Source organism: Candidatus Paceibacterota bacterium (genome assembly GCA_030583745.1).
In the GTDB taxonomy this organism is placed as follows: domain Bacteria; phylum Patescibacteriota; class Minisyncoccia; order Phycocordibacterales; family BOKC01; genus BOKC01.
On record CP129473.1, the window covers coordinates 120,454 to 145,616 of the forward strand.

23 protein-coding genes, 2 tRNA genes and 2 pseudogenes are annotated in these 25,163 nt (G+C 41.0%); 18 read left to right on the forward strand and 9 right to left on the reverse strand.

Annotated features, from left to right (window positions below):
* The first annotated feature begins 19 nt into the window (after positions 1–19).
* The 9 genes from QY304_00610 (at position 20) to murF (ending at position 9,318) form a co-directional block, all read left to right on the forward strand.
* Complete coding sequence (locus QY304_00610) at positions 20–301, forward strand: hypothetical protein (protein ID WKZ26593.1); 282 nt, start codon at positions 20–22, stop codon at positions 299–301.
* On the forward strand, positions 294–1,985 hold the full coding sequence (locus QY304_00615; GenBank protein WKZ26594.1) for a penicillin-binding transpeptidase domain-containing protein: 1,692 nt from the start codon (positions 294–296) through the stop codon (positions 1,983–1,985). Before QY304_00610 ends, QY304_00615 begins: the two co-directional genes overlap by 8 nt.
* A 274-nt stretch (positions 1,986–2,259) precedes the next feature.
* Entirely contained in the window at positions 2,260–2,724 is a 465-nt protein-coding gene (greA, locus tag QY304_00620) for a transcription elongation factor GreA (protein WKZ26595.1), read from the forward strand.
* An 82-nt stretch (positions 2,725–2,806) separates the two neighbouring features.
* Entirely contained in the window at positions 2,807–4,264 is a 1,458-nt protein-coding gene (gene lysS, locus QY304_00625; protein ID WKZ26596.1) for a lysine--tRNA ligase, read from the forward strand.
* A 254-nt stretch (positions 4,265–4,518) separates the two neighbouring features.
* A complete protein-coding gene (gene mraZ, locus QY304_00630; GenBank protein ID WKZ26597.1) occupies positions 4,519–4,956 on the forward strand; it encodes a division/cell wall cluster transcriptional repressor MraZ in 438 nt (145 codons plus the stop codon).
* A gap of 82 nt (positions 4,957–5,038) precedes the next feature.
* On the forward strand, positions 5,039–5,926 hold the full coding sequence (rsmH, locus tag QY304_00635) for a 16S rRNA (cytosine(1402)-N(4))-methyltransferase RsmH (protein ID WKZ26598.1): 888 nt from the start codon (positions 5,039–5,041) through the stop codon (positions 5,924–5,926).
* A 4-nt stretch (positions 5,927–5,930) separates the two neighbouring features.
* The gene (locus tag QY304_00640; GenBank protein ID WKZ26599.1) at positions 5,931–6,260 is read left to right on the forward strand and encodes a hypothetical protein; all 330 of its coding nucleotides are present in this window, start codon (positions 5,931–5,933) and stop codon (positions 6,258–6,260) included.
* A gap of 21 nt (positions 6,261–6,281) precedes the next feature.
* A complete protein-coding gene (locus QY304_00645) occupies positions 6,282–8,000 on the forward strand; it encodes a penicillin-binding protein 2 (GenBank protein WKZ26600.1) in 1,719 nt (572 codons plus the stop codon).
* 16 nt (positions 8,001–8,016) lie between these two features.
* On the forward strand, positions 8,017–9,318 hold the full coding sequence (gene murF, locus QY304_00650) for a UDP-N-acetylmuramoyl-tripeptide--D-alanyl-D-alanine ligase (GenBank protein WKZ26601.1): 1,302 nt from the start codon (positions 8,017–8,019) through the stop codon (positions 9,316–9,318).
* Positions 9,319–10,283: 965 nt separating this feature from the next.
* Here the strand turns inward: murF and QY304_00655 are convergent.
* Positions 10,284–10,355 (reverse strand) — tRNA-Arg (locus tag QY304_00655).
* Between the two features lie 286 nt (positions 10,356–10,641).
* Here QY304_00655 and QY304_00660 point away from each other — a divergent pair.
* The gene (locus QY304_00660; GenBank protein ID WKZ26602.1) at positions 10,642–10,803 is read left to right on the forward strand and encodes a hypothetical protein; all 162 of its coding nucleotides are present in this window, start codon (positions 10,642–10,644) and stop codon (positions 10,801–10,803) included.
* A gap of 44 nt (positions 10,804–10,847) precedes the next feature.
* Here QY304_00660 and QY304_00665 read toward each other — a convergent pair whose 3' ends face one another.
* Positions 10,848–12,335 carry a reverse transcriptase domain-containing protein gene (locus tag QY304_00665; GenBank protein ID WKZ26603.1) on the reverse strand — a complete coding sequence of 496 codons (1,488 nt, stop codon included), beginning with the start codon at positions 12,333–12,335 and terminating at the stop codon, positions 10,848–10,850.
* Between the two features lie 107 nt (positions 12,336–12,442).
* Between QY304_00665 and lexA the strand changes: the two are divergent.
* Positions 12,443–13,024: pseudogene (gene lexA, locus QY304_00670) on the forward strand (transcriptional repressor LexA).
* 36 nt (positions 13,025–13,060) lie between these two features.
* A complete protein-coding gene (locus QY304_00675) occupies positions 13,061–14,011 on the forward strand; it encodes a DNA cytosine methyltransferase (protein WKZ26824.1) in 951 nt (316 codons plus the stop codon).
* Here QY304_00675 and QY304_00680 read toward each other — a convergent pair.
* Positions 14,004–15,053 carry a hypothetical protein gene (locus QY304_00680; protein ID WKZ26604.1) on the reverse strand — a complete coding sequence of 350 codons (1,050 nt, stop codon included), beginning with the start codon at positions 15,051–15,053 and terminating at the stop codon, positions 14,004–14,006. The genes QY304_00675 and QY304_00680 overlap by 8 nt on opposite strands.
* 2 nt (positions 15,054–15,055) lie before the next feature.
* Positions 15,056–15,268 (reverse strand): helix-turn-helix transcriptional regulator, encoded by a 213-nt coding sequence (locus QY304_00685; protein WKZ26605.1) that lies wholly within the window; start codon positions 15,266–15,268, stop codon positions 15,056–15,058.
* A gap of 433 nt (positions 15,269–15,701) precedes the next feature.
* Here QY304_00685 and QY304_00690 point away from each other — a divergent pair, with 433 nt between their 5' ends.
* Complete coding sequence (locus QY304_00690; GenBank protein ID WKZ26606.1) at positions 15,702–17,189, forward strand: recombinase family protein; 1,488 nt, start codon at positions 15,702–15,704, stop codon at positions 17,187–17,189.
* On the opposite strand, the gene QY304_00695 is transcribed toward QY304_00690, so the two are convergent.
* Positions 17,171–17,245: transfer RNA gene (locus QY304_00695), tRNA-Glu, on the reverse strand. The genes QY304_00690 and QY304_00695 overlap by 19 nt on opposite strands.
* Positions 17,246–17,286: 41 nt before the next feature.
* On the reverse strand, positions 17,287–17,742 hold the full coding sequence (locus QY304_00700; GenBank protein WKZ26607.1) for a GatB/YqeY domain-containing protein: 456 nt from the start codon (positions 17,740–17,742) through the stop codon (positions 17,287–17,289).
* A gap of 20 nt (positions 17,743–17,762) precedes the next feature.
* Between QY304_00700 and QY304_00705 the strand changes: the two genes are divergently transcribed.
* Positions 17,763–18,812 (forward strand): DNA recombination protein RmuC, encoded by a 1,050-nt coding sequence (locus QY304_00705; protein WKZ26608.1) that lies wholly within the window; start codon positions 17,763–17,765, stop codon positions 18,810–18,812.
* A gap of 41 nt (positions 18,813–18,853) precedes the next feature.
* The gene (rplU, locus tag QY304_00710; GenBank protein ID WKZ26609.1) at positions 18,854–19,228 is read left to right on the forward strand and encodes a 50S ribosomal protein L21; all 375 of its coding nucleotides are present in this window, start codon (positions 18,854–18,856) and stop codon (positions 19,226–19,228) included.
* A gap of 187 nt (positions 19,229–19,415) precedes the next feature.
* Here the strand turns inward: rplU and QY304_00715 are convergent, their stop codons facing one another.
* From QY304_00715 to dprA, 3 genes and pseudogenes are all read right to left on the reverse strand, one after another.
* Positions 19,416–19,934, reverse strand: a complete 519-nt coding sequence (locus QY304_00715; GenBank protein ID WKZ26825.1) for a Clp protease N-terminal domain-containing protein — start codon at positions 19,932–19,934, stop codon at positions 19,416–19,418.
* A 434-nt stretch (positions 19,935–20,368) separates the two neighbouring features.
* Positions 20,369–20,893: pseudogene (locus QY304_00720) on the reverse strand (Clp protease N-terminal domain-containing protein).
* A gap of 156 nt (positions 20,894–21,049) precedes the next feature.
* A complete protein-coding gene (gene dprA / locus QY304_00725; GenBank protein WKZ26610.1) occupies positions 21,050–21,913 on the reverse strand; it encodes a DNA-processing protein DprA in 864 nt (287 codons plus the stop codon).
* A 62-nt stretch (positions 21,914–21,975) separates the two neighbouring features.
* On the opposite strand from dprA, the gene serS reads away from it, so the two are divergent.
* From serS to QY304_00740, 3 genes are read left to right on the forward strand one after another with little or no spacing between them, the layout of a single operon-like run.
* Positions 21,976–23,244: a serine--tRNA ligase gene (gene serS, locus QY304_00730; protein ID WKZ26611.1), complete on the forward strand. Its 1,269-nt coding sequence runs from the start codon at positions 21,976–21,978 to the stop codon at positions 23,242–23,244.
* Positions 23,245–23,248: 4 nt separating this feature from the next.
* Entirely contained in the window at positions 23,249–24,136 is an 888-nt protein-coding gene (locus QY304_00735; GenBank protein ID WKZ26612.1) for a hypothetical protein, read from the forward strand.
* Positions 24,137–24,145: 9 nt separating this feature from the next.
* Positions 24,146–25,135: a tRNA-dihydrouridine synthase gene (locus QY304_00740; protein WKZ26613.1), complete on the forward strand. Its 990-nt coding sequence runs from the start codon at positions 24,146–24,148 to the stop codon at positions 25,133–25,135.
* Positions 25,136–25,163: the final 28 nt, after the last annotated feature.

The following is a 25,163-nucleotide window of genomic DNA, read 5'->3' on the forward strand; positions in this document are numbered from 1 at the left end:
TTATTTTGTATTTAAAGATATGAGTTTTTTACTCAACAAACATTTTTTAAGAATTCTAGCCAATTTGCTAGTTTTGGCATCCGTCTTTATTCTGCCTTGGTGGACACTTTTTTTGCTTTCCATTTTTTTTCTATTTTATTTTCATCTTTATCTAGAAGCAGTTTTAGTCGCTTGGTTTTTTGATATTTTGTATTCAACTGAAAGTTGGTTTTTAGGTATGTATTGGGTAACTTTTGTTATGTTCCTAATTTTTTTATTATCAGAATTCTTGAAACGTAAAATAATATTTATCAATGATTAGCTGGTGGAGTAAAAAAATAAAATACTGGTTTAAGAGAAGGCACAATATTGAAATTACTCCGGATGAGATACTTTTGGATGCGAGTAATCTGCCGAATTTTGACACTGATCAATTCGAAGGTCGGCTTGAAAAACCAATTTCTAAAAAATCTTTGAAGCTGGTGTTTGTGTTTTTTGTTACCATAAGTGTTTTACTTTTTGCTCGAACTTGGTTTTTACAGGTCCAACAGGGCGAAGCTTTTCTTGAAAGGAGCGAGAATAATCGTCTTCGTTACACTTTTATATTTTCTAATCGCGGAATAATTTATGACCGTAACGGTCAGGAGTTGGTCTTTAATGTCAGGGATGACACTGAAGATTTTTCAAAAAGAAAGTATCTTGAAATCCCGGGTTTCTCTCACCTTTTAGGTTATGTTAAATACCCAAGTAAAGACAAGCACGGTTTTTACTGGGAAACCAATTATGTTGGTAAGAGCGGTGTTGAACTTGCTTTTAACGAAATCTTACTTGGAGAAAATGGTTTGAAGATTGTTGAAACCGATGCTTTTAATGAAATTCATTCTCAAGCTGTTACCAAACCGCCGAAAGATGGCAATAATGTTTATTTATCTATTGATGCTGGAATCCAAGCTAAATTATTTGAAATAATTTCTAAAACCGCTGGGACCTTCAACTATCAAGGTGGGTCCGGTGCAATTATGAATGTCAAAACCGGCGAGCTTATCGCCGCGACAAGTTTTCCAGAATATAGTTCAGAGATTCTAAGTAACGGTAAACAGGAGGAGATTGAGAGTTATTTGAACGACAAGAATAACCCTTTTCTTTATCGACTAATTGGCGGTCTTTATGCTCCGGGTTCAGTGGTCAAGCCCTTCCTCTCGGTCGCTGCTTTGAATGAAGGAGTCATAGATCCAAAAAAACAGATTTTAAGCACTGACCGAATGGCAGTACCGAACCCATATGTCCCCGGACAATTCTCATATTTTACTGATTGGAAAGCACATGGCTGGGTGGATATGATTGATGCCCTAGCTTTTTCTTCAAATATTTATTTCTACCACATTGGCGGTGGGTTTGGTGAACAGAGAGGTCTTGGAATCAGTAAAATTAATAAATATCTTTCGGACTTTGGGATTGGCGAAATAACCAAAATTAAATTGTCAGGCGAAGTTTCCGGCACTATTCCGAATCCAGAGTGGAAGAAATCTCGTTTTGACGATGACTGGAGACTTGGTGATACCTATAATACCTCAATCGGACAATACGGTTTTCAGGTTACTCCAATTCAAATTTTAAGAGCCGTTTCGGCTTTGGCTAATGGTGGCAATCTTTTAACACCATCTTTACTGAAGGGAGGGGAAGGGAATAAAGACTCTTATAGTCTGTCACTGACAAGGGAATCTTTTGAAATTACAAGATTGGGAATGAGGCGGGCTGTTGAAAAAGGAACAGCGTCTGGGTTAAATGTTCCTTACGTTTCAGTGGCAGCAAAAACAGGAACAGCTGAAATAGGCAGGTCCTTTATCCACTCTTGGATTGTTGGATTTTTTCCGTTTGAAAATCCGAAATATGCTTTTGTTGTAGTTATGGAAAGGGGTCCGTATAGTAATACCACCGGTGGGGTTTATGTGATGAGGCAGTTGTTGGATTGGATGAATCAGAATACACCGGAGTATTTTAAATAAAAAAACACTCCGACTACGTGTCGGAGTGTTGCGGGCTGTCGTGAACCAGAACTCTCGTTCTTGTGCTGTTCTCTTTTCCCTCCGTGTTATTTGGATCTGGAAGGGCAGCGGCTATTTGCTCGGCACTGTTGCCTCACGATGTACCTCCGACAGTTGCGGAGAAGTGCTTTGATTGGAAAGCCAACCATGGTGCCTATACCCCAAACCCCAATTTTAGTTGACTTTTTTGACCCTGTTGATACAATTCATCTCACTAAAATTAAGCAAAAATAAGATGGAAGTTACAGAATATTTAACTCAAGAAAAGTTTGATGAGCTTCAAAAAGAGTTGGAGTATCTCAAAAAAGATAAAAGGAAAGAGATAGCCGAACAGCTTGAGTATGCTCGATCTCTTGGCGATTTGTCCGAAAACGCGGAATACCACGAAGCTCGAGAAGAACAGGCAAATTTGGAAGACAGGATCGTGAAGATAGAAAATCTCTTGAAGAACGCGAGCATAGTATCTTCGTCTGGTGGAAAGGAAGTTTCGATAGGTTCTACAGTCGTTGTTCAAAGAGATAAAGAAAATGAATCTAAGACTTTTACTATAGTTGGTTCTGAAGAAGCCGACATGTCGGTTGGCAAGATTTCTGTTAGGTCTCCATTCGGAGAATCTGTTTTAGGAAGAAAGAAAGGGGACGAATTTTCTTTTAAAACTCCGACCGGGGCCGCTAAATACAAGATTATCTCGGTGAAGTAGTTATTCCATAAAAGCCCCCGCCCTTTGGGCGGGGGCTTTAGGTATGCTAAAATAATCAGCGTAATTAAAATTTTTAAAGGCAATGTCTACTCTAGAAAACATTAGATCAGAGCGTCTTAAAAAAATAGAAATTTTAAAAGAAAACGGTCTTAATCCTTATCCGGCCAAAACAGAGCGAGATCTTGAAATCTCTCAATTTATAGAAAATTTTGATCAATATCTTTCTTCGGCAGAGGAGCATGTTTTAGCAGGCAGAATTATGTCAATCCGTAGCCACGGGGGCTCAACCTTTTTAGATATTTTTGATGGTACGGAAAAGGTTCAAATATTTCTTTCAGAAGCCGAAGTTGGAGAAAAATCTTACGAGCTTTTCAAACACACAACAGACCTTGGAGATTTCGTCGAAGTAAAAGGCAAAGCTTTTCAAACTCAGCGCGGCGCCAAGAGTTTAGCCGCCAATTTCTGGACAATGCTTTCCAAGAGCTTGCTACCAATTCCGGATGAATGGTATGGCCTCAAAGACGAAGATGAAAGGTATCGAAAGCGATTTCTTGATTTGCTTTTGAATAAAGATCTTCGAAGTTTATTTGAGAAAAAAGCTAAGTTTTGGAATGAGACTCGAAATTTTCTTATTGAAAGAGGTTTTCTTGAAGTTGAAACCCCAACACTTGAATTAACAACGGGTGGCGCTGAAGCCAGACCATTTCAAACCCATCATAATGACTTTGACTTGGATGTTTATCTCCGAATTTCTGTTGGTGAATTGTGGCAGAAGCGCTTGATGGCCGCCGGTTTTCCAAAAACTTTTGAAATCGGCCGAGTTTACAGAAATGAAGGTACGAGTCCAGAACATCTGCAAGAGTTTACCAACGTGGAATTTTATGCCGCTTACATGGATTATGAAGAAGGTATGAATTTAACTGAAGAAATGATAAAAACAGTTGTCTATAAAGTTTTTGGAACTTACAAGTTTTCCGCCAAAGGTCATGAATTTGATTTGGAAAGTAAGTGGCCGAGAATAGATTATGTTGAGACGGTAAAGAAAATGGCGGGGATTGATATTTTGAATGCTTCTGAAAAAGAAATGAAAGATAAACTCGATGAATTAGAAGTTAAATATGATGGTGATAATAGAGAAAGGTTAACAGATACTTTATGGAAATATTGTCGCAAACAAATTAGCGGTCCGGCCTGGCTTATCAATCATCCTAAAATAGTCTCGCCACTGTCAAAAGCTAAAAAAGATAATCCAAAGTTAACTGAAAGAGTCCAGCTTCTTTTAGCCGGAGCGGAAATGACAAATGGATTTTCGGAGTTAAATGATCCGCTTGACCAAAGAGAGAGATTTGAAATTCAACAAAAACTTCTTGAAGAAGGGGATGAAGAGGCGATGATGGCTGATTGGGAATTCGTAGAAATGCTTGAATACGGTATGCCACCAACTTTTGGTTTTGCATATGGAGAAAGACTTTTTGCAACATTAGCTGGACTTCCAGTTAGAGAAACCCAACTATTTCCTCTGATGAGGCCGAGAGAATAAGAAACCTATAAATCTACACCAAAAAACCGCCTTCTGGCGGTTTTTTGGTGTTAGGCACAGTTGTGGATAACTTTCTTTTCAGTATTTTGGAATTTTGTGGTATATTTTCCCTTGAAGTGGGATAAAGTGGGAAATATGAAAATAGTTAAGAGAACTTACACTGTCCATTTTAAAAACAACAAGCTCCCGCTTGAATTCCTGGTTCTTTGTAATAAGAAAATTGGTCGGAGGGTCAAAGTTAAACGAGCTTAAATATGTTACTTATCGGCGAATACATCCACACCCTGGACGATAAAAAGCGGGTCTCTTTACCTTCCAAATTCAGGAAGGCGGTTGGTCGGAAAATAATCGCGACAAGAGGTCTTGATAATTGTCTATTTATCTACGAATTGTCTGAATGGCAAAAAATCGCACAGAAACTTTCTGATTCAGGGATGGGACGAGCTGACAAAAGAAGCTTTGACCGATTTTTCCTGTCTTCGGCTGTTGAAATGGAAGTTGATAACGCTGGGCGATTTCTTATCCCAGAGCATTTGAGAGATTTCGCTGATCTGAAAGGAAAAATTGTTTTTGCCGGTGTAGGAAACAGAATAGAAGTCTGGAACGAAAACCGTTGGACTGAATACAAAAACAGGATAGACAAAGAAGCCGATATTTTAGCTGAAAAATTGGGAGAAATCGGAGCGTTTTAATTAGGCGTTAGGGAATTAGGCTTTAGGCGTTAGACAATTTCTAATTTCTAGAGCCTAGGACCTAGAGCCTAGAGACTAATATATGCACGTTCCCGTTCTTTTAAAAGAAACAATAGACTGCTTAGGATTTACTGATAAAGACAAGATTTTTCTAGATGCGACTGTTGGAGCAGGCGGGCATAGTTTGGAAATTTGCAAACGGTTCCCTTGGCTTCAGATAATTGCTATTGATGCGGATGAAGAAGCTCTAAGTTTGGCGGAAGAAAATCTGAAAATCGGCGGTTGTCAGTTTGAAGTTAAGATTGAAAATTTCCGAAATCTTGCCAAGACCATGGATGAATTGGGTATTCAGAAAGTTGACAAGATTTTGTTTGATATCGGAATGTCCTCCATGCACATTGATATTTCGGGCAGGGGATTTAGTTTCCAAAAAGACGAGCCGCTTCTCATGACGATGAAAAAAGAGTTGGAAGGATCATTGACTGCCTATGAAATAGTAAACAGCTGGCCGAAAGATGAAATTGAAAAAATTCTTAGAGATTACGGCGAAGAGTCTTTTGCCAGAAAAATTGCCGAGCAGATTGTGAAAGAAAGAAAGAAGGGGCCTATAAAAACCACCCTTGATTTGGTCAAAGTGATTGAAGATGCGACCCCGAAATTTTACCGACACAAAAGAATTCATCCGGCGACTAAAACTTTCCAAGCGATTCGGATAGCTGTAAACGACGAACTTGAATCGCTGAAAGAGGGGATAGGTCAGGCGTTTGAGAGGTTGAGAGTTGGTGGTCGGCTGGCAGTCATATCATTTCATAGTTTGGAAGACAGGATAGTAAAGAAAAATTTTAAAGAACTTGAAAAAAACGGTAAGGGCAAATTGATAACAAAAAAACCTCTAACTGCAAGTTTTGAAGAAATAAAAATCAATTCAAGAAGTAGGAGCGCAAAATTAAGAGTAATAGAAAAAATTTAAAAAAATGAACACTTTGTCAAAAACCATAACAGTTTTCAAAAGAAGGCAGAAACCCGTGTCTTGGTTTTTATTTTTTTTGGCTTCTGTTCTTGTTTTATCTTATTTATTGAGCGTAAATTTGACTGTATTCAGTACTGCCAAACGAGTGAAGATTAATAAAGAAATAAATCTCTTGAATTTTCAGGTTGGGCAATTAGAATTTGAGCTTCTCTCAAAGAAAAATGAAATAAATATGAATTTGGCTCGTTCGTTGGGTTTTGACGAAGCTCGTGACGTCAGGTTTATTTCTAGAAAATCAGTTGCTACAATACTTGGGACGGCTAATATTCAATGAGAATTGAGTTAAATCAGGTCTATGAAAAATAAAAAATCGCCAGCCTTCAGAATCTGGCTTTTGTTTTTTGGTATTTCGGCTTTTGCCCTGATTTTGGTTTTTCGACTTTATCATTTGCAAATTCTACAAGGTGAAGTCTACAAAGAAAGAGCCGAGAAACAGTATTATTTTCCTCAAACTAATATTTTTAATCGCGGTTCAATTTTCTTTACCAATAAGGATGGAACATCATTTCCAGCCGCCTTGCAAAAGAACAGTTTTTCGGTCGTGGTCAATCCTTCTGTAATAAGAAGCCATGATTTCTTGTTTTACCAAATTTCTTCAATTATCGATTTGGACGAGGAAGATTTTATTGGAAAGCTTAGCAAGGGTGGGGATTATCAAAAAATTGCTTCTAATCTTGATGTTGCAACCGCTGAAAAAATAAAAAAATTGAATTTGATTGGTGTTAGTGTTGAACATCAAAAAGAGCGGGTTTATCCAGCTGGCAACTTAGCTTCCCATGCTTTGGGTTTTGTTGGTTTTGTGGAGCATAGTCGAGTTGGCCAATATGGCATCGAAAGATATTATGAAAATACTTTAAAGAGAGAAAACCAATCAGTTTTTGTAAATTTCTTTGCAGAGGTTTTTGCTGGTATAAAAGACAGCGTTTCCATTGCGGAAGTTCAGGAGAAGGAGGGAGATGTTTTAGTCTCAATAGAACCACAAGTTCAGGCTTTTGTTGAAGAAGAGTTAAGAGATTTAAACAAAAATTTTAATTCACGTTATTCTGGGGCGATTGTGATAAATCCCAAAGACGGAGCGATTGTTGCAATGGCTTCCCATCCGGATTTTGACCCAAACAATTATGGAAAAGAGTCTTCAAATTCAATCTTTATTAATCCGTTGGTCGAGAATGTCTATGAGATGGGTTCAATTATCAAAGCTCTGACTTTAGCCGCGGGTTTGGATTTTGGCACAATTAAACCGGAATCTACTTATTTTGATCCAGGGGTTATAACTTTGAACAATCGCCAGATTTCAAATCACGATGGTCGTGGGCGCGGACTTGTTGATATGCAGACAGTCTTAAACGAATCTTTAAACACCGGCGCATCTTTTATTGTCCAGCAAATGGGTAATCAAAATTTTGCCAGATACATGTTTGATTTTGGTCTGGGAGAAGCATCTGGAATTGATTTGCCAAACGAAGCCGTTAATATTGTTTCCAACTTGAGCAGTAGTCGAGATTTGGAATATGCCACCGCTTCTTTCGGACAAGGCATTGCTTTAACTCCGGTTTCAACAGCCCGCGCTTTGTCGGTTTTGGCTAACGGCGGTTATCTAATCAATCCTCATTTAACAAAAAAGGTTCAGTACAAAAATGGTTTTTCGCGCCAGATTTCTTATCAATCTGGTAAAAGAGTCTTAAAACCGGAAACTTCAGAAGAGATAAGCAGAATGCTGGTTAAAACTTTTGATGAAGCGCTTTTAGGGGGCAGTTTGAAGATGGAAAATTATAGTATCGCGGCAAAAACCGGTACCGCCCAAGTAGCGAAGGAAGGCGGGCGAGGTTATTATGACGACAGGTTTTTGCATACTTTTTTTGGTTATTTCCCCGCTTTCGACGCTAAATTTTTGGTCTTTCTGTTTACTTACGATCCGAAAGGCGTAAGATATGCTTCCGAATCTTTATCTGTGCCGTTTATGGATATTGCCAAATATCTCATCAATTATTATGAAATAACGCCGGACAGATAATGACGGCCTGCAAGATATGAAAGATTTTCTTAAAAAAACCATTGTTCATCTTATTACTTTTGAATCTAAGCTGATAATCAAAAAATATCAGCCGAAGATTGTTGCTATCACCGGCAGTGTCGGCAAAACCGGCACCAAAGATGCAGTTCACGCTCTTTTTTCTAAATTGTTCTATGCCGAAAAAAGTCCAAAAAGTTTTAACAGCGAAGTTGGGATTCCACTTTCAATTATCGGTGGCCAAAAAAGTGGGTGGAGAAATCCGCTATCTTGGCTTAAGGTTGTTTTGGACGGCTTATTTTTAATTATTTTACCAAATCATTATCCGAGGTGGCTAATTCTCGAGGTTGGGGCTGACAGGCCGGGAGACATAGAGGAAATTTCAAATTGGCTGAAAACTGACGTTGCGATCTTCACCAGAATGAGCGAAGTGCCGGTTCACGTTGAGTTTTTTGATTCACCGCAATCAGTCTTAAAAGAAAAAATGTTTTTGTTAAAATCTCTTAGGTCGGAGCAGGGCGTTGCAGTTTACAATTACGATGATGAAATTATAAGAAGGGAGATTGAGGACAGAAAAGAATTGACCAAGTTGTCTTATGGTTTTGACAAAAAAGCCAGAGTCTCTGCTTCAAACTATGCAATTATTTATGATAGAAAAACTGGTTTTCCTTCGGGTATAAATTTCAAAATTAATTTTGATGGTTCAAGTGTACCAGCCACGATTTACGACACAGTTGGCCGTCAGCAAGTTTATGCTGTCTTGGCCGGGGTTACGGCCATTTTGTCTCAAGGTGGTAATCCAGTAAAAGCAATTGAAGGTCTTCTTGATTATAGAAGTCAGCCGGGCCGAATGAAGATTTTAGAAGGTGTAAAAAATTCTCTTATTATTGACGATAGCTACAATTCTTCTCCGGTTGCCCTGTTTGAATCGCTTGATACTTTGAAATCTATCAAGTGCGCTGGAAGAAAAATTGTAATTTTGGGCGATATGATGGAGATAGGACGCTATTCAATTGACGAACATAAAAAAGCCGGAGCTTTAGTGGCCGAGTTTGCCGATTTTATTTTTACTGTTGGTGTTCGAGCAAAATGCATCAATGATGGCGCTTTAGAAAGGGGGTTTTCGCCTGAAAAAATTTTTAATTTTGGCGATTCCAGAGAAGCCGGAAAACAAGTGGAAATTATGGTTCAGCCAGGCGACATCGTCTTAGTAAAAGGTTCACAATCAGCTAGAATGGAGCGGGCAGTTGAAGAAATCATGAATGATCCGATGAAAAAAGAAGAACTTTTGGTAAGGCAAGAACAAAGCTGGCGTTTCTGATAAAAATTTTTGTTTAAGATGTGGTTTGCTAGTTGGCAAAGAGAGAAAAAGAGAAGGTTACTTTTTCATTCCCTCGCCATACAGCGCGCCTTCGGCGCGCCCAGATTTTGCGCTTACTTCCGACCAAGTTTCTGAATGTGACGATATTATAGCCTTTGCTCGAACCTATTTCGAGTCAAAGACCGACTGACTTCGCACGCGCGGAGCGCGTGGTGGCTTGGAACTACATCGTACGCTCCGATCGCGTGGTGATGCCAACTCATGCTGCCAGCGCCTCGACAAGCTCGGCGCTCCGCCCTCGCCCCGTTTCCGCTCTCCATGCTTTTTCTTTTTTCGCGGGGGGATTTTTTTAAAAATTGAATGGGCGGAAAACGGGGCTCGGTCGGGCTTCACCTAAAAGGGTGAAGCGTGGCGTCATTCGTTCAGTGGTGCCTCGGATCTATTCTATCAATTTTGCGTTCATGGCTAAAGGGACGGCACCCTCGGCATCCACCTCGGGCTATTTCCGCTAGGGCTACGAGCGCCTAGATGCCTAGGAGTGTCGCTTTTCCTCGCAAGTGCGCCTTGCTAGGCGCTTGCTCGGGCGACACGCAGTTTGGGGGAAGGAAGGAATCCTTCCCCCAGCTTCGGGCTCCTCCTCGCAGTGGTCGTTCGGAGTGTACGGTGCCGTACAGATAACAAGGTACGTCGTGAGTTTCTCTCTCGCTTTGACGTGCCTTCGGAGTCCGCCTTCGCACAACCCCCATCCTCGTTTTCAATATTTCTTTCGTGGTGTCGCTTCCGCTACGATACTTTGTTTTGCAATATAACGTCGGCGCTCGTCCTTTAGCCCTGGACGCTCCTAGCGGAAATAGCCCGAGGGCTCTGCCTTATGTGCTTGCCCCAGGCCGTGTTAGTACACGGCTCCCACCCGTGCGCGCACAAACCCCGCCCGCAAGCGGGCGGGACTCCCTGCAAAATGCAAGTGCCCTCGGGAGGATTCGAACCTCCAAGATCGGGGTAGAGGCCCGACAGTTTATCCATTAGCTTACGAGGGCAAAGAGAAAGAAGCGCATAAATGCGCTGGGGGAATTCTTTATCTTCTGTGCCTCGTATTAAACATTACTGTTTACATTAACATTTTTTTGAAAAAATAAAAACAAGAGTTATAATTCAACAATTGAAGTCCTTTGAAATGCTGGCGGGATAGTCGGAGCGCCCTTTTCTGCATCTTAGGGGATCATCTCACCTCCTCCCCCCTGGTCAGTGCTTTTTCGAGCATTGACTCGGGGGCGCGTAGCAGGTCGAGCCCCTGGATTACCAGAATTAAGCGAAACGATTGTTATGACTAAAGTCAAAACAGGCGGTACTGCTAAAAAATCTGGACAGTATAGAGTCGAGGGTACAAAAACCCTCGAGATTACATTGTCTAGAGGCGATCGCGTTCCACCTCATGGAGGAAAGGCGAGAACCTTTGTGCTCGTTGATAAGACGAAACACAAATAGTAAGTAACCGCTAAACTTTTCCTGCCAGCATTTCAGAGGATTTTCTATTTTATTCTCAAAAATGGTTTGCTAAGGGTTAAGCGATAATCTCCAAAAAACTCTTTTATCGTCTTTCTGGTCCTGTGTTTTTCAATGTATTGATCTAAATAAGTGAGTAGTTCTTTTTCAACCTCGACGAAGCTGTCTGGGCAAATAGATTTGTAATGATTGACCCAACCGCCAGCAAAAGATTTGTATGCCTTAATTACTTCTCCAAAATCAAATTTTTTGACGATACCAACATTTACAATTTCGCGCTCAAAAGTGTTTTTAAATTCCTGGATTGCCTCCTTGGGAATGAAAAGACTATTTTTCGAAATACCAACCCCAAGGAATTCGAAACTATTTCCATCAATATTTAATAACTGTGTTTTACTACCAACCTCAAGTGGGTGTAATTTCAATTTAAGTTTCTCGCTTCCTGATTTAATTAACTCATATACATTATTTGCTTGACCTTCACTTTTTGAAAGAACGATCATGTCATCAAGGTATCTGAAACCCTTGCACCCTTTTACTTTGTTAGGAATTTTATCAAGTGGTAAGGCGTAATAACTTGAGAGAAATGGTGAGTATGAAAGACCCTGCGGAATGCCAGTGGTCTTTAGTTTAAGGTGTCCAAATGTTCCATGAAAATCTGAATCTGCCTCAATTTTATTTTCTATGGATACCTTTATTAATCGAAATAATCTGCGTTGATCTTTGCCTCTGAATTTTTTACTCAGTTGCTTTAATAAAATACTTCTATCAATGGATGAGAAAAAATCTTTAAAATCTAATTTTAAAATATAGCGAGCCTCGCCATTTTTTAAAGCTCTCTGTATTTCATTGAGTATTCGCTTACATTCACTGGTGTCTTTTTCTTTCTTAATACCAAGTCCAAGTGCACCGTATTCCTCTAAGGCTGGTTTTAGAATATTACAAACTTTTGGAAATACGGCTGATAAAACGATCCGGTCTTTTGAAGAAGGGATAAGAAGGGGTCTATATTTTCCGTTAGATTTTCTTATTTTCAAACCAGAATATGGTAAGAAAGAAAATCGCCGTAATTCTTTCGAGTAGAATTCGGCTACACTTATCTTCTTTATGTATTTCCCTAGATCATTTAGCTCCCGCTCCTCTATTCCTGAAAATCTTTTTAAATCTGAAAAGTTTTTGCGAAATACTTTACGTCTCAAACTCTTAAATGCACTTGCGATTTGTTCTTGAGTTAAAAGCAGTTGCAGGTTCACATAATTTTCTATGATAGACGACCTCACTGGACTCGAACCAGTGCATGTTCCGAAAGATCGTGCTCCCTTAAGGGTAGAGGCTACTGCCGAAGCGATAGCCTCACCATTAAGGGTACTACTTTTCAGTCCGTTCGTCAACCGAAGTTGATAGACTTTCCTAATCGGTAGGTGGCGACCTGCAAGAGTAAAGTTTATGGCGTGCATAATTCTTTTCCCTCGCAGGAAGTCGTGAGCCGAAGCCCACTGTAAAATATTATACATTAACCGGCTTATTCAGCAATAGAAAATCTGTGGATAACTCGCTGTAGTTTTCGGTATTCTTTCGGTTATAATATGCTTATATTATAACATATAACTTTTTATAAATTATGAGATCTCTTACCATAAGACAAAAGCAAATATTCGATTTCATTGACTCCTATATAGCGAAGAAAGGCATTTCTCCCACAATAGACGAGATAAGGAAAAAGTTTAAATTAAAATCAGTTTCTACTATTCATCAGCATATAAACGCTTTAGTTGAAAAAGGTTATTTAGAAAAAGATGAAAAATCCGTCCGAGGTCTTAAAATAAAAGGAGAAACTGACTCTATAAGAATTCCCGTTGTTGGAATGATTGCCGCCGGACAGCCGATTGAAGCAATAGAGAATATTGAGAGACATATCGGTGTAAGCCGAAGCGTAGTGAAAAATAGCGATGATCATTATGCCTTGCGAGTAACTGGAGAGAGTATGATTGATGAAGGTATTTTTGATGGAGATATTGTTATCATAAAAAAGCAGTCAGTGGCTGAAAACGGACAAACTGTAGTAGCAATAATCGATGACAATGAGGCTACGTTGAAAAAAATATATAGGGAGAAAAACAGATTTAAACTTGAACCGGCAAATCAGAGCATGCTCCCTTTTTATCGCAAAGAGGTGGAAGTGCGAGGTGTCGTTGTGCAGGTTATCAGAAATATTGATAATCGTCCCGAGGATAAAAAAATTCAGAAAAATGGCTATAAGACCGTTGACTTGTTTGCTGGTGTAGGAGGAATACGTCTCGGATTTGAAAAAGTCGGTTTTGAAACTGTGTTTGCAAATGATTTTGAACCGCAATGCAAGGACACTTATGATCTTAATTTTGACACCTCAAAGCTCGTCGTAGAAGACATAAGAAAAATTGGCATCGAAGATTTGCCTGAATTTGATTTTCTCCTCGGGGGTTTCCCGTGCCAGGCGTTCTCTATTGCCGGATATAGGCAGGGATTTGGAGATGAGAAAGGTCGCGGAAATTTATTTTTTGACATAGCAAGAATGTTAGAAGCAAGAAAGCCGACAGGATTTCTTTTAGAGAATGTAAAAAATCTAATGGGCCATGACAAAGGCAGGACTTTCAAAATTATTAAAGAAACTCTTGAGGGTCTAGGTTATCATGTCCATGCAAAGGTTCTCAACACTATGGAGTACGGAAACATTCCGCAAAATCGCGAGAGAATTTATATTGTTGGATTTAGGGACAAAAAGCATTTTGAAAGGTTTGAATATCCTAAGCCCGTTAAACTAGCTGTAAGCGTTACCGACATGCTAGAGGACGAGGTGGATAAAAAATATTATTACAATGGAAAACCCCTATTCCCAAGGTTAAAAGACGATGTTAAAAAAGAAGGAACGGTTTATCAGTGGAGGAGGAAATATGTCCGGGAAAACAAAAGCGGAGTATGCCCAACGCTTACCGCAAATATGGGAACCGGCGGGCATAATGTTCCGATTATCAAAGATAAAAAAGGAATAAGAAAACTAACCCCTTTAGAGTGTTTTAGAATTCAGGGATTTCCAAAACACTACAAGCTTCCAGAATTGGCTGACTCTGCACTGTACAAGCAGGCAGGAAATTCGGTTTCTGTGCCAGTAATAGAAGCCGTGGCAAAAGAGATGCTGAACGCCGTTAGTTAGTTGATATCTTATCAAACAGATCCACAAGATCTTGCGTGGAGTCATTGCCAAATTTCTCAAGCGTGTATTTTAGCGCAATGTTCTCATTCCATTTAGAGCTCCGGTCAAATTTATTGAGGTTGATGACAATGTTACCTTTTTGAACAGGAATTCCACTAATTCTAATATCATCTGTAGAATGTATATACAAAGAGCCTTTGTTTTTCTTTAGAATTGTTATCTCTGTTTTGTTTTCACTTTCAATAGCGAACGGAAGACAAACATATCCTTTATCGTATGTATAGGTAAACCTATTGTTTCCGTCCAAAACCATTTTCTCTTTAAGATTTGCCCCGCGAGGATCTTTATTTTCAGCGCCGGCAAAATAGTACGGGCTCACATCCTTTTTGCAAAGCGTGAAATTATTTTGAACCTCGCCTTTTGTGTAAATGCCAATTAAGCGCATTGTGCCAACTTTTGCGGTTTTAGAAACAGTAGAATGAGGAATAATTTGTTTGTCTTTGTCGCTTTCAATAAATTCGTCGCTCATTTTAAGCTCCTCAAAATATTTGTCAGCAAATGTTTCTTCTTCAAACAGCGATGTCAAATAATCTCCCTCCAGATCGGACTCAATAAATGCATAATAATCATCAATCATTTGCGGTTCCCGTACCCCAAGTAACGCCTGATCTTTCCGCACAACTTTAACCTCGATCCTCGGCATGCCATCAATATTTGTCCAGGTTCCGTTATTGTATTTTACAAAAGGAATAGTCTTTCCGTCGGAAGTTTGAAGTCCGAGAATATCAGGCGCGTTCTTATCAGAGTCGTTAGCATATATAAAATAATCTGAAATAACTTTATATTTGTTATCCTCCAGCAATTTTTCAAAGATAACTGTTTCTGCGATTTTATTGAACCACCTTTCAATATAACCGCCGATTAAATCTCTTTTAGCAGAAGTGCCCTGGCGATGAAGCGGGTCGCCTTTAAACTTCATTAGAATGAAGTAAACAATTTTTCTAAGATCATCTTTTGTTATTTCTATTTCCGGGTATTTCATAATTATTTGAATCGCAAAAGCTCATCAGGATCCACATCCAGAGCGTCTGATATCTTTTTTATATTCTCAACAGAAACATTGCGCTCGCCTCGTTCAATATCGCTCATGTATGTTCTGTGCAGTTTCGCTTTTGTAGCGAGTTTTTCCTGCGAAATACCCGCCTCCAAGCGAAGTTCTTTAATTTTCTGTCCTAATTGTTTCTTAATATTTGACATGCAAAGTCTGGTAACTTATTGACTACATCATATCTTTTTGAGTAAAATAGGGCTACAGACTATAAGTGACGTATAGTCTAAGCCCGAGCCCCGTTTTCCGCCCATTCAATTTTTAAAAAAATCCCCCCGCGAAAAAAGAAAAAGCATGGAGAGCGGAAACGGGGCGAGGGCGGAGCGCCGAGCTTGTCGAGGCGCTGGCAGCATGAGTTGGCATCACCACGCGATCGGAGCGTACGATGTAGTTCCAAGCCACCACGCGCTCCGCGCGTGCGAAGTCAGTCGGTCTTTGACTCGAAATAGGTTCGAGCAAAGGCTATAATATCGTCACAATTTAGAACTTTTCCCAATGCGCGTCGCTCCGCGACGAATTCGGACGGAACTGGCGCGCCGAAGCGCGCGGATTTGTCTCTTGTTTCGTATCTAAAAAAAATCTATGTCCAAACCAAAATATTTTCTTTACGCTCGCAAATCGACGGAAGATGATGACAAGCAGGTCATGTCTATCGAGGCTCAACTTTTTGAATTGCGAGAGTTTGCACGTAAAGAAAATCTTGAAATTGTTGAGACATTTCAAGAGTCGAAAAGCGCAAAGACTCCGGGCAGGCCTCTGTTCAACAAGATGATGGCGAAGATAGAGGAAATGGAGAATGTCGGCATTCTTGCGTGGCATCCGGATCGTCTCGCGAGAAATAGCGTGGACGGCGGTCGCATCATCTATCTTGTTGACCAGAAGAAAATCACGTCTTTGCGCTTTCCGACATTTTGGTTTGAACCCACCCCGCAGGGGCTCTTTATGTTGCAAGTGGCGTTCGGTCAATCGAAGTATTACTCCGACAACTTGGTGGAGAACACCAAGCGCGGGATGCGCCAAAAAGTGCGGCGAGGCGAGTGGCTCACAAAAGCGCCGTTCGGGTACGTGAACAATCCGAAGACGAGGAATATCGAACCGCACCCGACTCATTCCAAAATCATCGTCCGCGCTTTTGAGGAGTATGCGAAAAAATCGCACACGCTGAAATCACTCGCCGATTTTTTGGCGCTTCACGGAGTAAGTACTTCCAAAGGTACGCCACTTGGCAAAGCTTCCATCAAACGAATGCTGACCAACAGGGCATATTTGGGATTTGTGAAGCATAAGGAGGAATGGTTTGACGGAAGCTTTGCGCCAATTCTTTCCCCGAAATTGTTTGAAGCCGTGCAAAAGGTATTAGCGACAAGAGAACGCCCGCGCAAAACAAAGACCGGCCACAATTTTCCTTTCGTTGGACTTTTTCGTTGCGGAGAGTGCGGGAGCATGATCACTGCGCAGTGGGCGACGGGGAAATCAGGAGGACGGTATCGGTACTATCGGTGCACGAAAAAGAAAGGAAATTGTGACCAAGGGTATATGCGCGAGGAATCTCTTGTCGCAGACGTAAAGGAACGGCTCCAAACAATTTCGCTTTGCGATGAGGATACTGATTATATGCTCAAGTGCGTTCTGCAATTCGAGCAAGAGGAAAACCGCTCATCGCAAAGCCGCGTTCAAAATCTTTCTTTCAAACTCAAAGCAAGCGAGGAGAAGCTTGACCGTCTTGTCTCGGCCTTTATTGATGGTGACATTCCAAAGGAAATTTATCTCGCCAAGAAGGACAAGCTGATGCGGGAATCACTTGCTTTGCGGGAACAGCGGAAAGATTTTGAACGCGAGGGAAAGAATTGGGTCGAACCCCTACGGGAGTGGATTTTAGATACGAAACAAGCCAATTTTTTGAGCTCATCCGCTGATTTTCACAAAATCAGCTCCTTCGTCAAAAAAGTTGGAACGAACCCTACGGTTCGTGACAAATCCGCGCGCTTCGGCGCGCCAGTTCCGTCCGAATTCGTCGCGGAGCGACGCGCATTGGGAAAAGTTCTAAATTGTGACCCTATCGGGATTTGAACCCGAGTTTTCGCCTTGAGAAGGCGACGTCCTAGACCAGACTAGACGATAGGGCCGCGCCTATAATTTTCCACAAAAATCAGGTTGTCGCAAGATTTTAAGAAAAATATCCTTCAACAATTTTTTTAACCTCTCCACCGTCGGCTTGACCTTTCAATTCTTTCATCACCACGCCGATCAGGATTCCAATTTTGCTTTTGTCAGTGATTCCTAACTCTTCTTTTTTAGCTAGAGCAACTTTTCTTATTTCATCCAAACCAATTTCTGCCGGCAAGTATTGCTTCAAAATTTCCAATTCTTTTTCTTCCTGCAGAGCCAAATCAGCACGCCCACCTTTTTGGAATTGTTCTATGGAATCTTTTCTTTGCTTAACAGCCCTTTTAATGACTGCGAAACAATCATTTTCGTCCAATACTTCCTGTGGTTTACGTCCTTTGGCAACAAGCTCGTTGGTAAAAGCGGCGAGCAACCCCTTCAGAGTATCGGATTTAAGCTGATCTCTTTCTATCATAGACTTTTTTAAATCCCCCCTTATTTTGTCGTTTATCTTCATTTGTTTGTTATAATTAAATTATGGAAACTTTTCTTATAATTTTGACGATAGTTTTGGTTTTATCAAATGGTTTTTTGGTTTGGTTTTTTTTGAAATCAAAAAATAGCTCAAAAGCAGGCGATTCCGGACTTAATCTGATTTTACAGCAAATGAATGAGCTTGCCAAAGTGGTAGACTCAAAAATGGGCGAGACTTCGCGTCAAGTCAATGAAGCTATCCGCTTTCATTATGGTGATTCGCAAAAGCTTATAAAGGAAATTACCAGAGAATTGACCGAAGTCAAAGAGACCGGAAAACAAGTAATTTTTTTTGCCGACCAGCTTCAAAGCTTGCAGGATATTTTAAAAAATCCAAAACAGAGAGGAGTTCTTGGCGAATATTATCTGGAAACGCTTTTAAAAAATGTTTTACCTCCGGGATCTTTTCAAATGCAATATTCTTTTCCCGATGGAACAATTGTTGATGCCGTGGTTTTTGTCAAAGACAGGATAATTCCGATTGACTCTAAATTCTCCTTGGAAAATTACAATAGATTGGCCGAAGAAAGAGACCAGCCGGAGCGCAAAAGATTGGAAAAGGTTTTTGAAAACGATTTGAAAAACCGTATTGTTGAAACCTCAAAATATATTCAGCCGGATAAGGGGACCATGGAATTTGCGTTTATGTTCATTCCTCATGAAGCTATTTATTACGATCTGCTTATTGGGAAGGTCGGTTTGATTTCAGAAGAAAATCTTATTCAACGAGCGGCTTCTAAATATAAAGTCATTATTGTTTCCCCGACCTCGTTTTTAGCTTACCTTCAGACAGTCTTGCAAGGTTTAAATGCTCTCCAAATTGAGGAAAAAGCCCAAGATATTGTTAAAAGAGTTGGAGAACTAGGGAAGCATATAAAGGCCTTTGAAGACTACAATTTAAAGCTTGGAAATTCTCTAAAAACCACGGTTAATCAATATAATTTGGGCTCAAAAGAGCTTAATAAAATTGACAAAGACGTTCTGCGAATTACTGGTTCAGCCCCGGGAATTGTGACTGAATTTATAGATAAGCCGGCTGACGAAGATAGCTAAAAGTTGCAATCGGCGGCTAATTGTGTAGAATTAACAACAATATGCCCGCCGAAAACAAAAAAACAAAAACAGCTAAAAAAACCGTAAAGGCAAGTAAGGACGAATTTGCCGTGATTTTGACTGGTGGCAAGCAATATCAGGTTTCGGTTGGCGACACTCTTAAAATTGAGAAAATAAAGGGCGATTTCAAAAAAGGCGACAAAGTTGTCTTTGATAGAGTTCTTTTAGTTGATGATGGAAAAGATACTACTATTGGCGCGCCTTACATAGATGGCGCTAAAGTTGAAGCGGTTTTTGAAGAAGCTGGAAAAAACAAAAAAATTGAAGTTGTAAAATACAAAGCTAAGAGCCGATATTATAAAAGGCGTGGCCACCGACAACCTTTCTTTAAAGTTAAAATTCAAGCGATTAAGTAGGCGCTAGGAGATTAGGCGCTAGGCGCTAGGAGAAATAGGAGAAAAAATTCTTGTAGTTTGCAAGTTTTTTTTGTTTCTGTTGATTTATTAAATAAAGAATGTCAGCTGTTTCTTGAAAGTTTATTTAATAAAAATCCACCTCGCGGTCGAGGTGGATGGTGCGGCGGCGGGGGCTATGAGGTCAGTATCAATGTTCGCCCATGATACGAACAATCTCTGCAAGATCCAGAAGTCGTCTGGCATCTCTCTTGAGTTTAGCCACGATCTGCTCCGTACTCTCGTCTTCGGGGTCAGAACTGTCGTTTCCCCTCAAAAGCGCGTGGACTTCATCGATATCCAGATTGAGGTCCGTGAGGAACTGTGCGTCACAACCATAGGTCTCGCGGAGCAGGCCGAAGAGCAGATGATCGGTGCCGACACGTTTGTGGTTGAGTATGCGCGCCATTTCTCTGGCGTACTCAACGACTCTTTCGGCACTCTGTGTTCGGGGAAGAAAGTTACCCAAGATAGTGGGCATCTCTAGGGTGGCGCTCTCGATGACGAGTGCGTCTTTCAACTTAAGAAGCGCCTCGCTCGGTCTCACACCAAGGTGTTGGAGTATATCCGTGCTGGCGCTTGGGTTCTCTTCCATTAATCCCAACAGGAGGTATTCGGGTCGAATGCTGTCACGGCCTTGATGCAATGACCACCAATTGGCTCGAATCATCGCTTTGGTGGCCGTAGTGGAAAGCCCCTGAAACATATACCATCTCCTTTCTTGTTTTCTACAAAAAGCAACGAGCTTTTTGTTTGCGCTCTGTCCTCTTTCTTTATAACAAACCAAACCCCGCCTGACAACCACTTGAAAGCAAAGCTCCCAAGCTTTTTTAATAGAACCTATTGGCTATACCCTATACCCCAATCCCTAATTCAACCGTATTTCTCCCATCAATTTTTAGTAATCTTGAATTTAGCTTGAATTAAAATAAGAGTATCGCAGAAAAAAATGGGAAACAAAAAACCGCTCCGTCTCGCGGGTGCGAGTGGAGCGGGTGGGGACGGGTAGCTTGTCGAGAGAAGTTGAGTTGCCGGCGCCATTCAGAGTTCAGGAAGCTCTTTTGCGATTACTCTCAACATCTTGGCGACAAGACGAGCGGACTCGGGCTTCAGTTTTTCAGCCCGCCTTGCGATTTCCAGTAGATCGGCTTGAATCTTCTCGACACTTTCACAGGCATCTCCCGGCGGAGTAAGGATCTTGAGAATCTCACTCCTTACTTTTTCGAGATCATTGACGCCGACGCCGAGTTGCTCGAGAGCTTTGGCTGCAATACCGTCGCACTCGCGGATCAGGCCGAGGAGCAGGTGCTCGGTCCCGACGTAGTTGTGGTCGAATCTCCGCGCCTCCTCGATGGCGTACTCGATGACCTTCTTGGCGAGCGGAGTCTGGGGTATGTGACCCCACATGGTGACCACCGGGCCGGCCTCGACGAGTTTCATGACCTCGACACGGACCTTGTGCAGGTCGACGTCGAGGTTCTTGAGGACGTTCGCGCCGACGCCCGAGCCCTCCTTCACCAGGCCGAGCAGGATGTGCTCGGTCCCGATGTACTCGTGGTTGAAGCGCTGGGCCTCATGGTTGGCCAATTTCATGACCTTGCGAGCACGATCATGGAATCGCTCAAACATCTCAAATCTCCTTGTTTTGTGCTGTTCTCCAGAAAACAACGCGCTTTCTGATGTTTTGTCTGTCAACAAAATAACACAATAAATTTATTTTTGTCAAAACAAAAAATACCTGCTGTAGCCCTGGTCTTCCCCCCCCTAAACCCTATACCCTATACCCTAATTCAACCGTATCTCCCCCATCTCCTCTTTAATCATCCCTTTTATTTCCATAGCGGAAAGAAGAATTTGCGCTTGGCTCGGCGACAGTCCGCTTTGTCTAATCAACTCGTCTTTTTCCAAAGGTGTTTGTAAAAGCTCTATGATTATTTTTTCTTCTTTGGTGCAATCGGAAAATTTATCTTCAAAATCTGTCTCTTCTTTTAGTCCCAAATATTCTCTCAAGTCTGCCGAATTTCTAACCACATAAGCGCCGAGTTTAATAAGCATATTTGTCCCTTCCGAACTTCTGCTGAAAATTGAGCCGGGGATGGCCAAGACATCACGGTTGTATTCCGAAGCCAAGCGGGAGGTGATTAAGGTGCCGGATTTTATTTCGGCTTCCACCACCAAAACCGCCGAAGAGAGTCCCGCCATAACTCGGTTTCTTTGGGGAAAGGAGTATTGTGTGGCTTGAAAATCCGGCTCAAATTCGGAAATTAAACAGCCGCCTTTTTCCACTATTTTCTCCGCCAGATTTCTGTGCGAGCTCGGATAGAGAACTTTGTTAGACAGACCGGAGCCGGGCACTGCTATTGTTTTGAGGCCAATTTCTAGTGCCTTGCGATGAGCGATTGAATCCATTCCAAGCGCCAGCCCTGAAACAATCACTACTTTTTCCCCGCGCAAGCCGTCAAGTATTTCTTCGCAGGCCGATTTGCCGTAAGGGGTAAATTTTCTGGAGCCAACGACGCAAAGCCAAGTAAAATCCTCTGGTGGCAATTCTCCTCGAATAAAAAGGCGTTTTGGCGGGTCGGCAATTTCTTTTAAACACGCTGGCCATTTTTTTTCCGGCAGAACTTTTATTTCATCAGGTATTGGCATTATTTATTAATTCTAACATCTCTGTTATCATAGTGTTTATATTTATCCCTAAACTCTAAACAATGTTAGACATTAAATTTATTAGAGAGAACAAAGAAATCATTTCCGAAAGCGCCAAAAAAAAGCGTGTTGAAATTGATTTGGACAAATTAATTGCTCTTGATGAAAAGAGAAGAGAGTTACTTGCCAAGACTGAAAATTTAAAGAGCCGGCAAAACCAAGCTAATGAAGGAGTCGTAAAATTGGCCTCGGACCCCGAACAAAAACAGAAACTGATTGAAGAAATGCAGGCCTTAAAAAAAGAATTTCAAGACGGCGAATCAGAACTAAAGGAAGTAATGAAGGAGTGGCAGGGCTTGATGCTTGCGGTACCAAACATTCCTGACGTTTCGGTGCCCGAGGGTAAGAGTGAGGAAGACAACGTGGAATTAAAAAAATGGGGAGAGATTCCGAAATTTGATTTTCCGGTCAAAGATCACGTTGAATTGATGACGTCTAACGAAATGGTTGATTTTGAACGTGGGACAAAGGCGCACGGTTTTCGCGGCTATTTTCTTAAGAATGACGGCGCGCGACTTTCTTGGGCTGTTTGGAATTACGCTAGAGATTTTTTCTCCGGAGAGGGGGTTGAAGAAATTATTGCGCCATCAATCGTCAAAAAAGAATATTTTTATGGGACTGGTCACTTACCGAGCGAAGCTGAAGATTTGTTCGAAACACAAGACGGTGATTATCTATCCGGTACTGCCGAAGTGCCGATGATGGCGTATCATTCCGGAGAGATTTTGAAAAAAAGCGATTTACCTAAGAGGTTTTTAGCTTTTTCTCCTTGCTATCGCAGGGAAGCTGGAAGTCATGGTAAAGACACAAAAGGAATATTGAGAGTCCATGAGTTTTACAAATTTGAACAACTTATTTTATGTGAAGCCAGCCACGAAGAATCAGAAAAACTTCACGAAGAAATTACCAGAAAAAGTGAAGAGTTTATCGAGTCTCTTGGTCTGCCGTATCGACGGCTGATTGTTTGCACTGGCGATTTGTCATCTTCAAAAGTTAAGCAATATGAGCTTGAGCTCTGGATTCCGTCTCAAGAAAAATATAGAGAAATTGGAAGCGCCTCTTATTACCACGATTTTCAAACTCGGCGATTCAATATTCGCTACGACGACAACGGAGCGAAGCGTTATGCTCACTCCCTAAACAATACAGCAATCCCGACCCCGAGAGTCCTGATCTCTATTGTAGAAAATTTCCAGCAAGCTGATGGAAAAATTTTAGTGCCGAAAGTTCTTCGTCCATACCTTTCTGGTAGGGAATTTATTGGTTTGTAAAAATATGGCGCGAGACGGAATAAAACCCAAAACTTCAAAGCTGGCGCGAAAAAGAAAAAAAAGAGCTTTGGGGCGACTTGTTTTATTTTTTGTTTTTTTTGTATCAATAGTTGTTGGCTTATCTTTTTTGTCGTCGGTTGAATTTTTGTCAATCAAGAATGTGGAGGTTGTTGGAGTCTCCGTTTTAAATTCTGAAGAAATTGGCAAGCTGGTTTTTAAAGAAATTGATAGTAAAAAATGGGGTCTGTTTGCCAACTCAAACGCCTTTCTTTATCCAAAGAGAAGAATTACCGGTCGGATTTTGGATTCCAACAATCGTATTGCTGATGCAAAAGTTTCGCTTGATGGTTTGTCTGACCTAAAAATTGAAATTCAAGAAAGAATGCCGTTTGGAATTTGGTGCTCTACGCCTGATTTGCCGGAAACACTGATCGAGAGTGAAGAAAATCTTGCGAGCGAAACACCCATGTCAAAACCTGAAGATTGTTTTTATTTTGACGATACAGGTTTTATATTTGAAAAAATTGCCGGCAACGAAAGTAACGAAAATAATGATTACTTGTTTTATTACGGCGGAAATATAGAAAAGACGGTCGGTTCGTTTTTGACAACTGGTGAGATTTTTCAAAACTTGCAAACTTTTTTGAAATTACTTACTAGTCTTTCAGTTCGTCCGGTAAAAATTTTCTTAGAGGGCACGGTAGAAGCTAAGATTGTGCTAGATTCGGGGACTGAAATTATTTTGGGTCTCGGTGAGAATTCAGAAAAATCTTTTGAAAATTTGGTTACTTTAATCAGTGAGCCGGAATTTCAGAATTCCAAAGACGGATTGTCTATGTTTGAAAACATTGATTTAAGTTTTGGCCATAAGGTGCTGTATAGGTTAAGATAATTTTTCATTATGCGGAAAAATTTTTGGCTAAATCTAGTGAAGCCGTTTTTTGTTTTGGCGCCAATGGCTGACGTGACCGACGTTGCTTTCAGGCGCATAATTGCTAAATATTCAAGACCTTTCGGCCCCGATGTTTTTTGGACGGAGTTTGTTTCGGCTGACGGTCTTATTTTGGCTGATACAAAAGGCAGGAATAAACTTTTGAAAGATTTAACTTATTCGGAAAGTGAGCGGCCGATAGTCGCCCAGCTTTTTACTGCTCGACCGGAGATGATGGAAAAAGCAGCGAGATTGGTCTTGGAGCTTGGATTTGATGGTCTTGATATAAATATGGGCTGTCCTGATAGGGGAATAGAAAAACAAGGAGCTGGCGCCGCTTTATGCAAGAAACCGGATTTGGCAAGGGAAATTATTAGAGCCGCAAAAAATGGGGTTTCAGATAAAATTCCAATTTCGGTAAAAATTCGGCTTGGTTACAACAAGGACGAACTTGATCCGCCAGTTGGTGGATGGTTGTCGGCAATTCTTGCCGAATCGCCAGCCGCTGTAACTATCCACGCTCGCACTAGAAAAGAGATGTCAAAAGTGCCGGCTAGGTGGGAGAGAGTTAAAAGAGCGGTGGAAATCAGAAATGAATTGAAAAGTAATTCGTTGATTATAGGTAACGGCGATGTCTTTGATTTGAACGATGCTAGAAAAAAAGCTGAAGAAACCGGAGCTGACGGCGTGATGCTTGGTCGGGCGATTTTTGGCAATCCGTGGTTATTTTCGGAAAAAGAACCAACCCCAGAAGAGCGCCTTAAAGTGCTTATTGAGCATATTAAACTTTTTGATGAATTACTTGGCAATACTAAAAACTTTTCGGTTATGAAAAAGCATTTCAAAGCGTATGTTAGCGATTGGGATGGAGCTAAAGAACTTCGAGAAAAACTTATGGAAACAGAGAGCGCAAAAGAGGCAGTTAGTGTTTTAAATAATTATCCAGCATTCAAACATTGACAGAATTCTTGGTTTTGTTATAATCTAA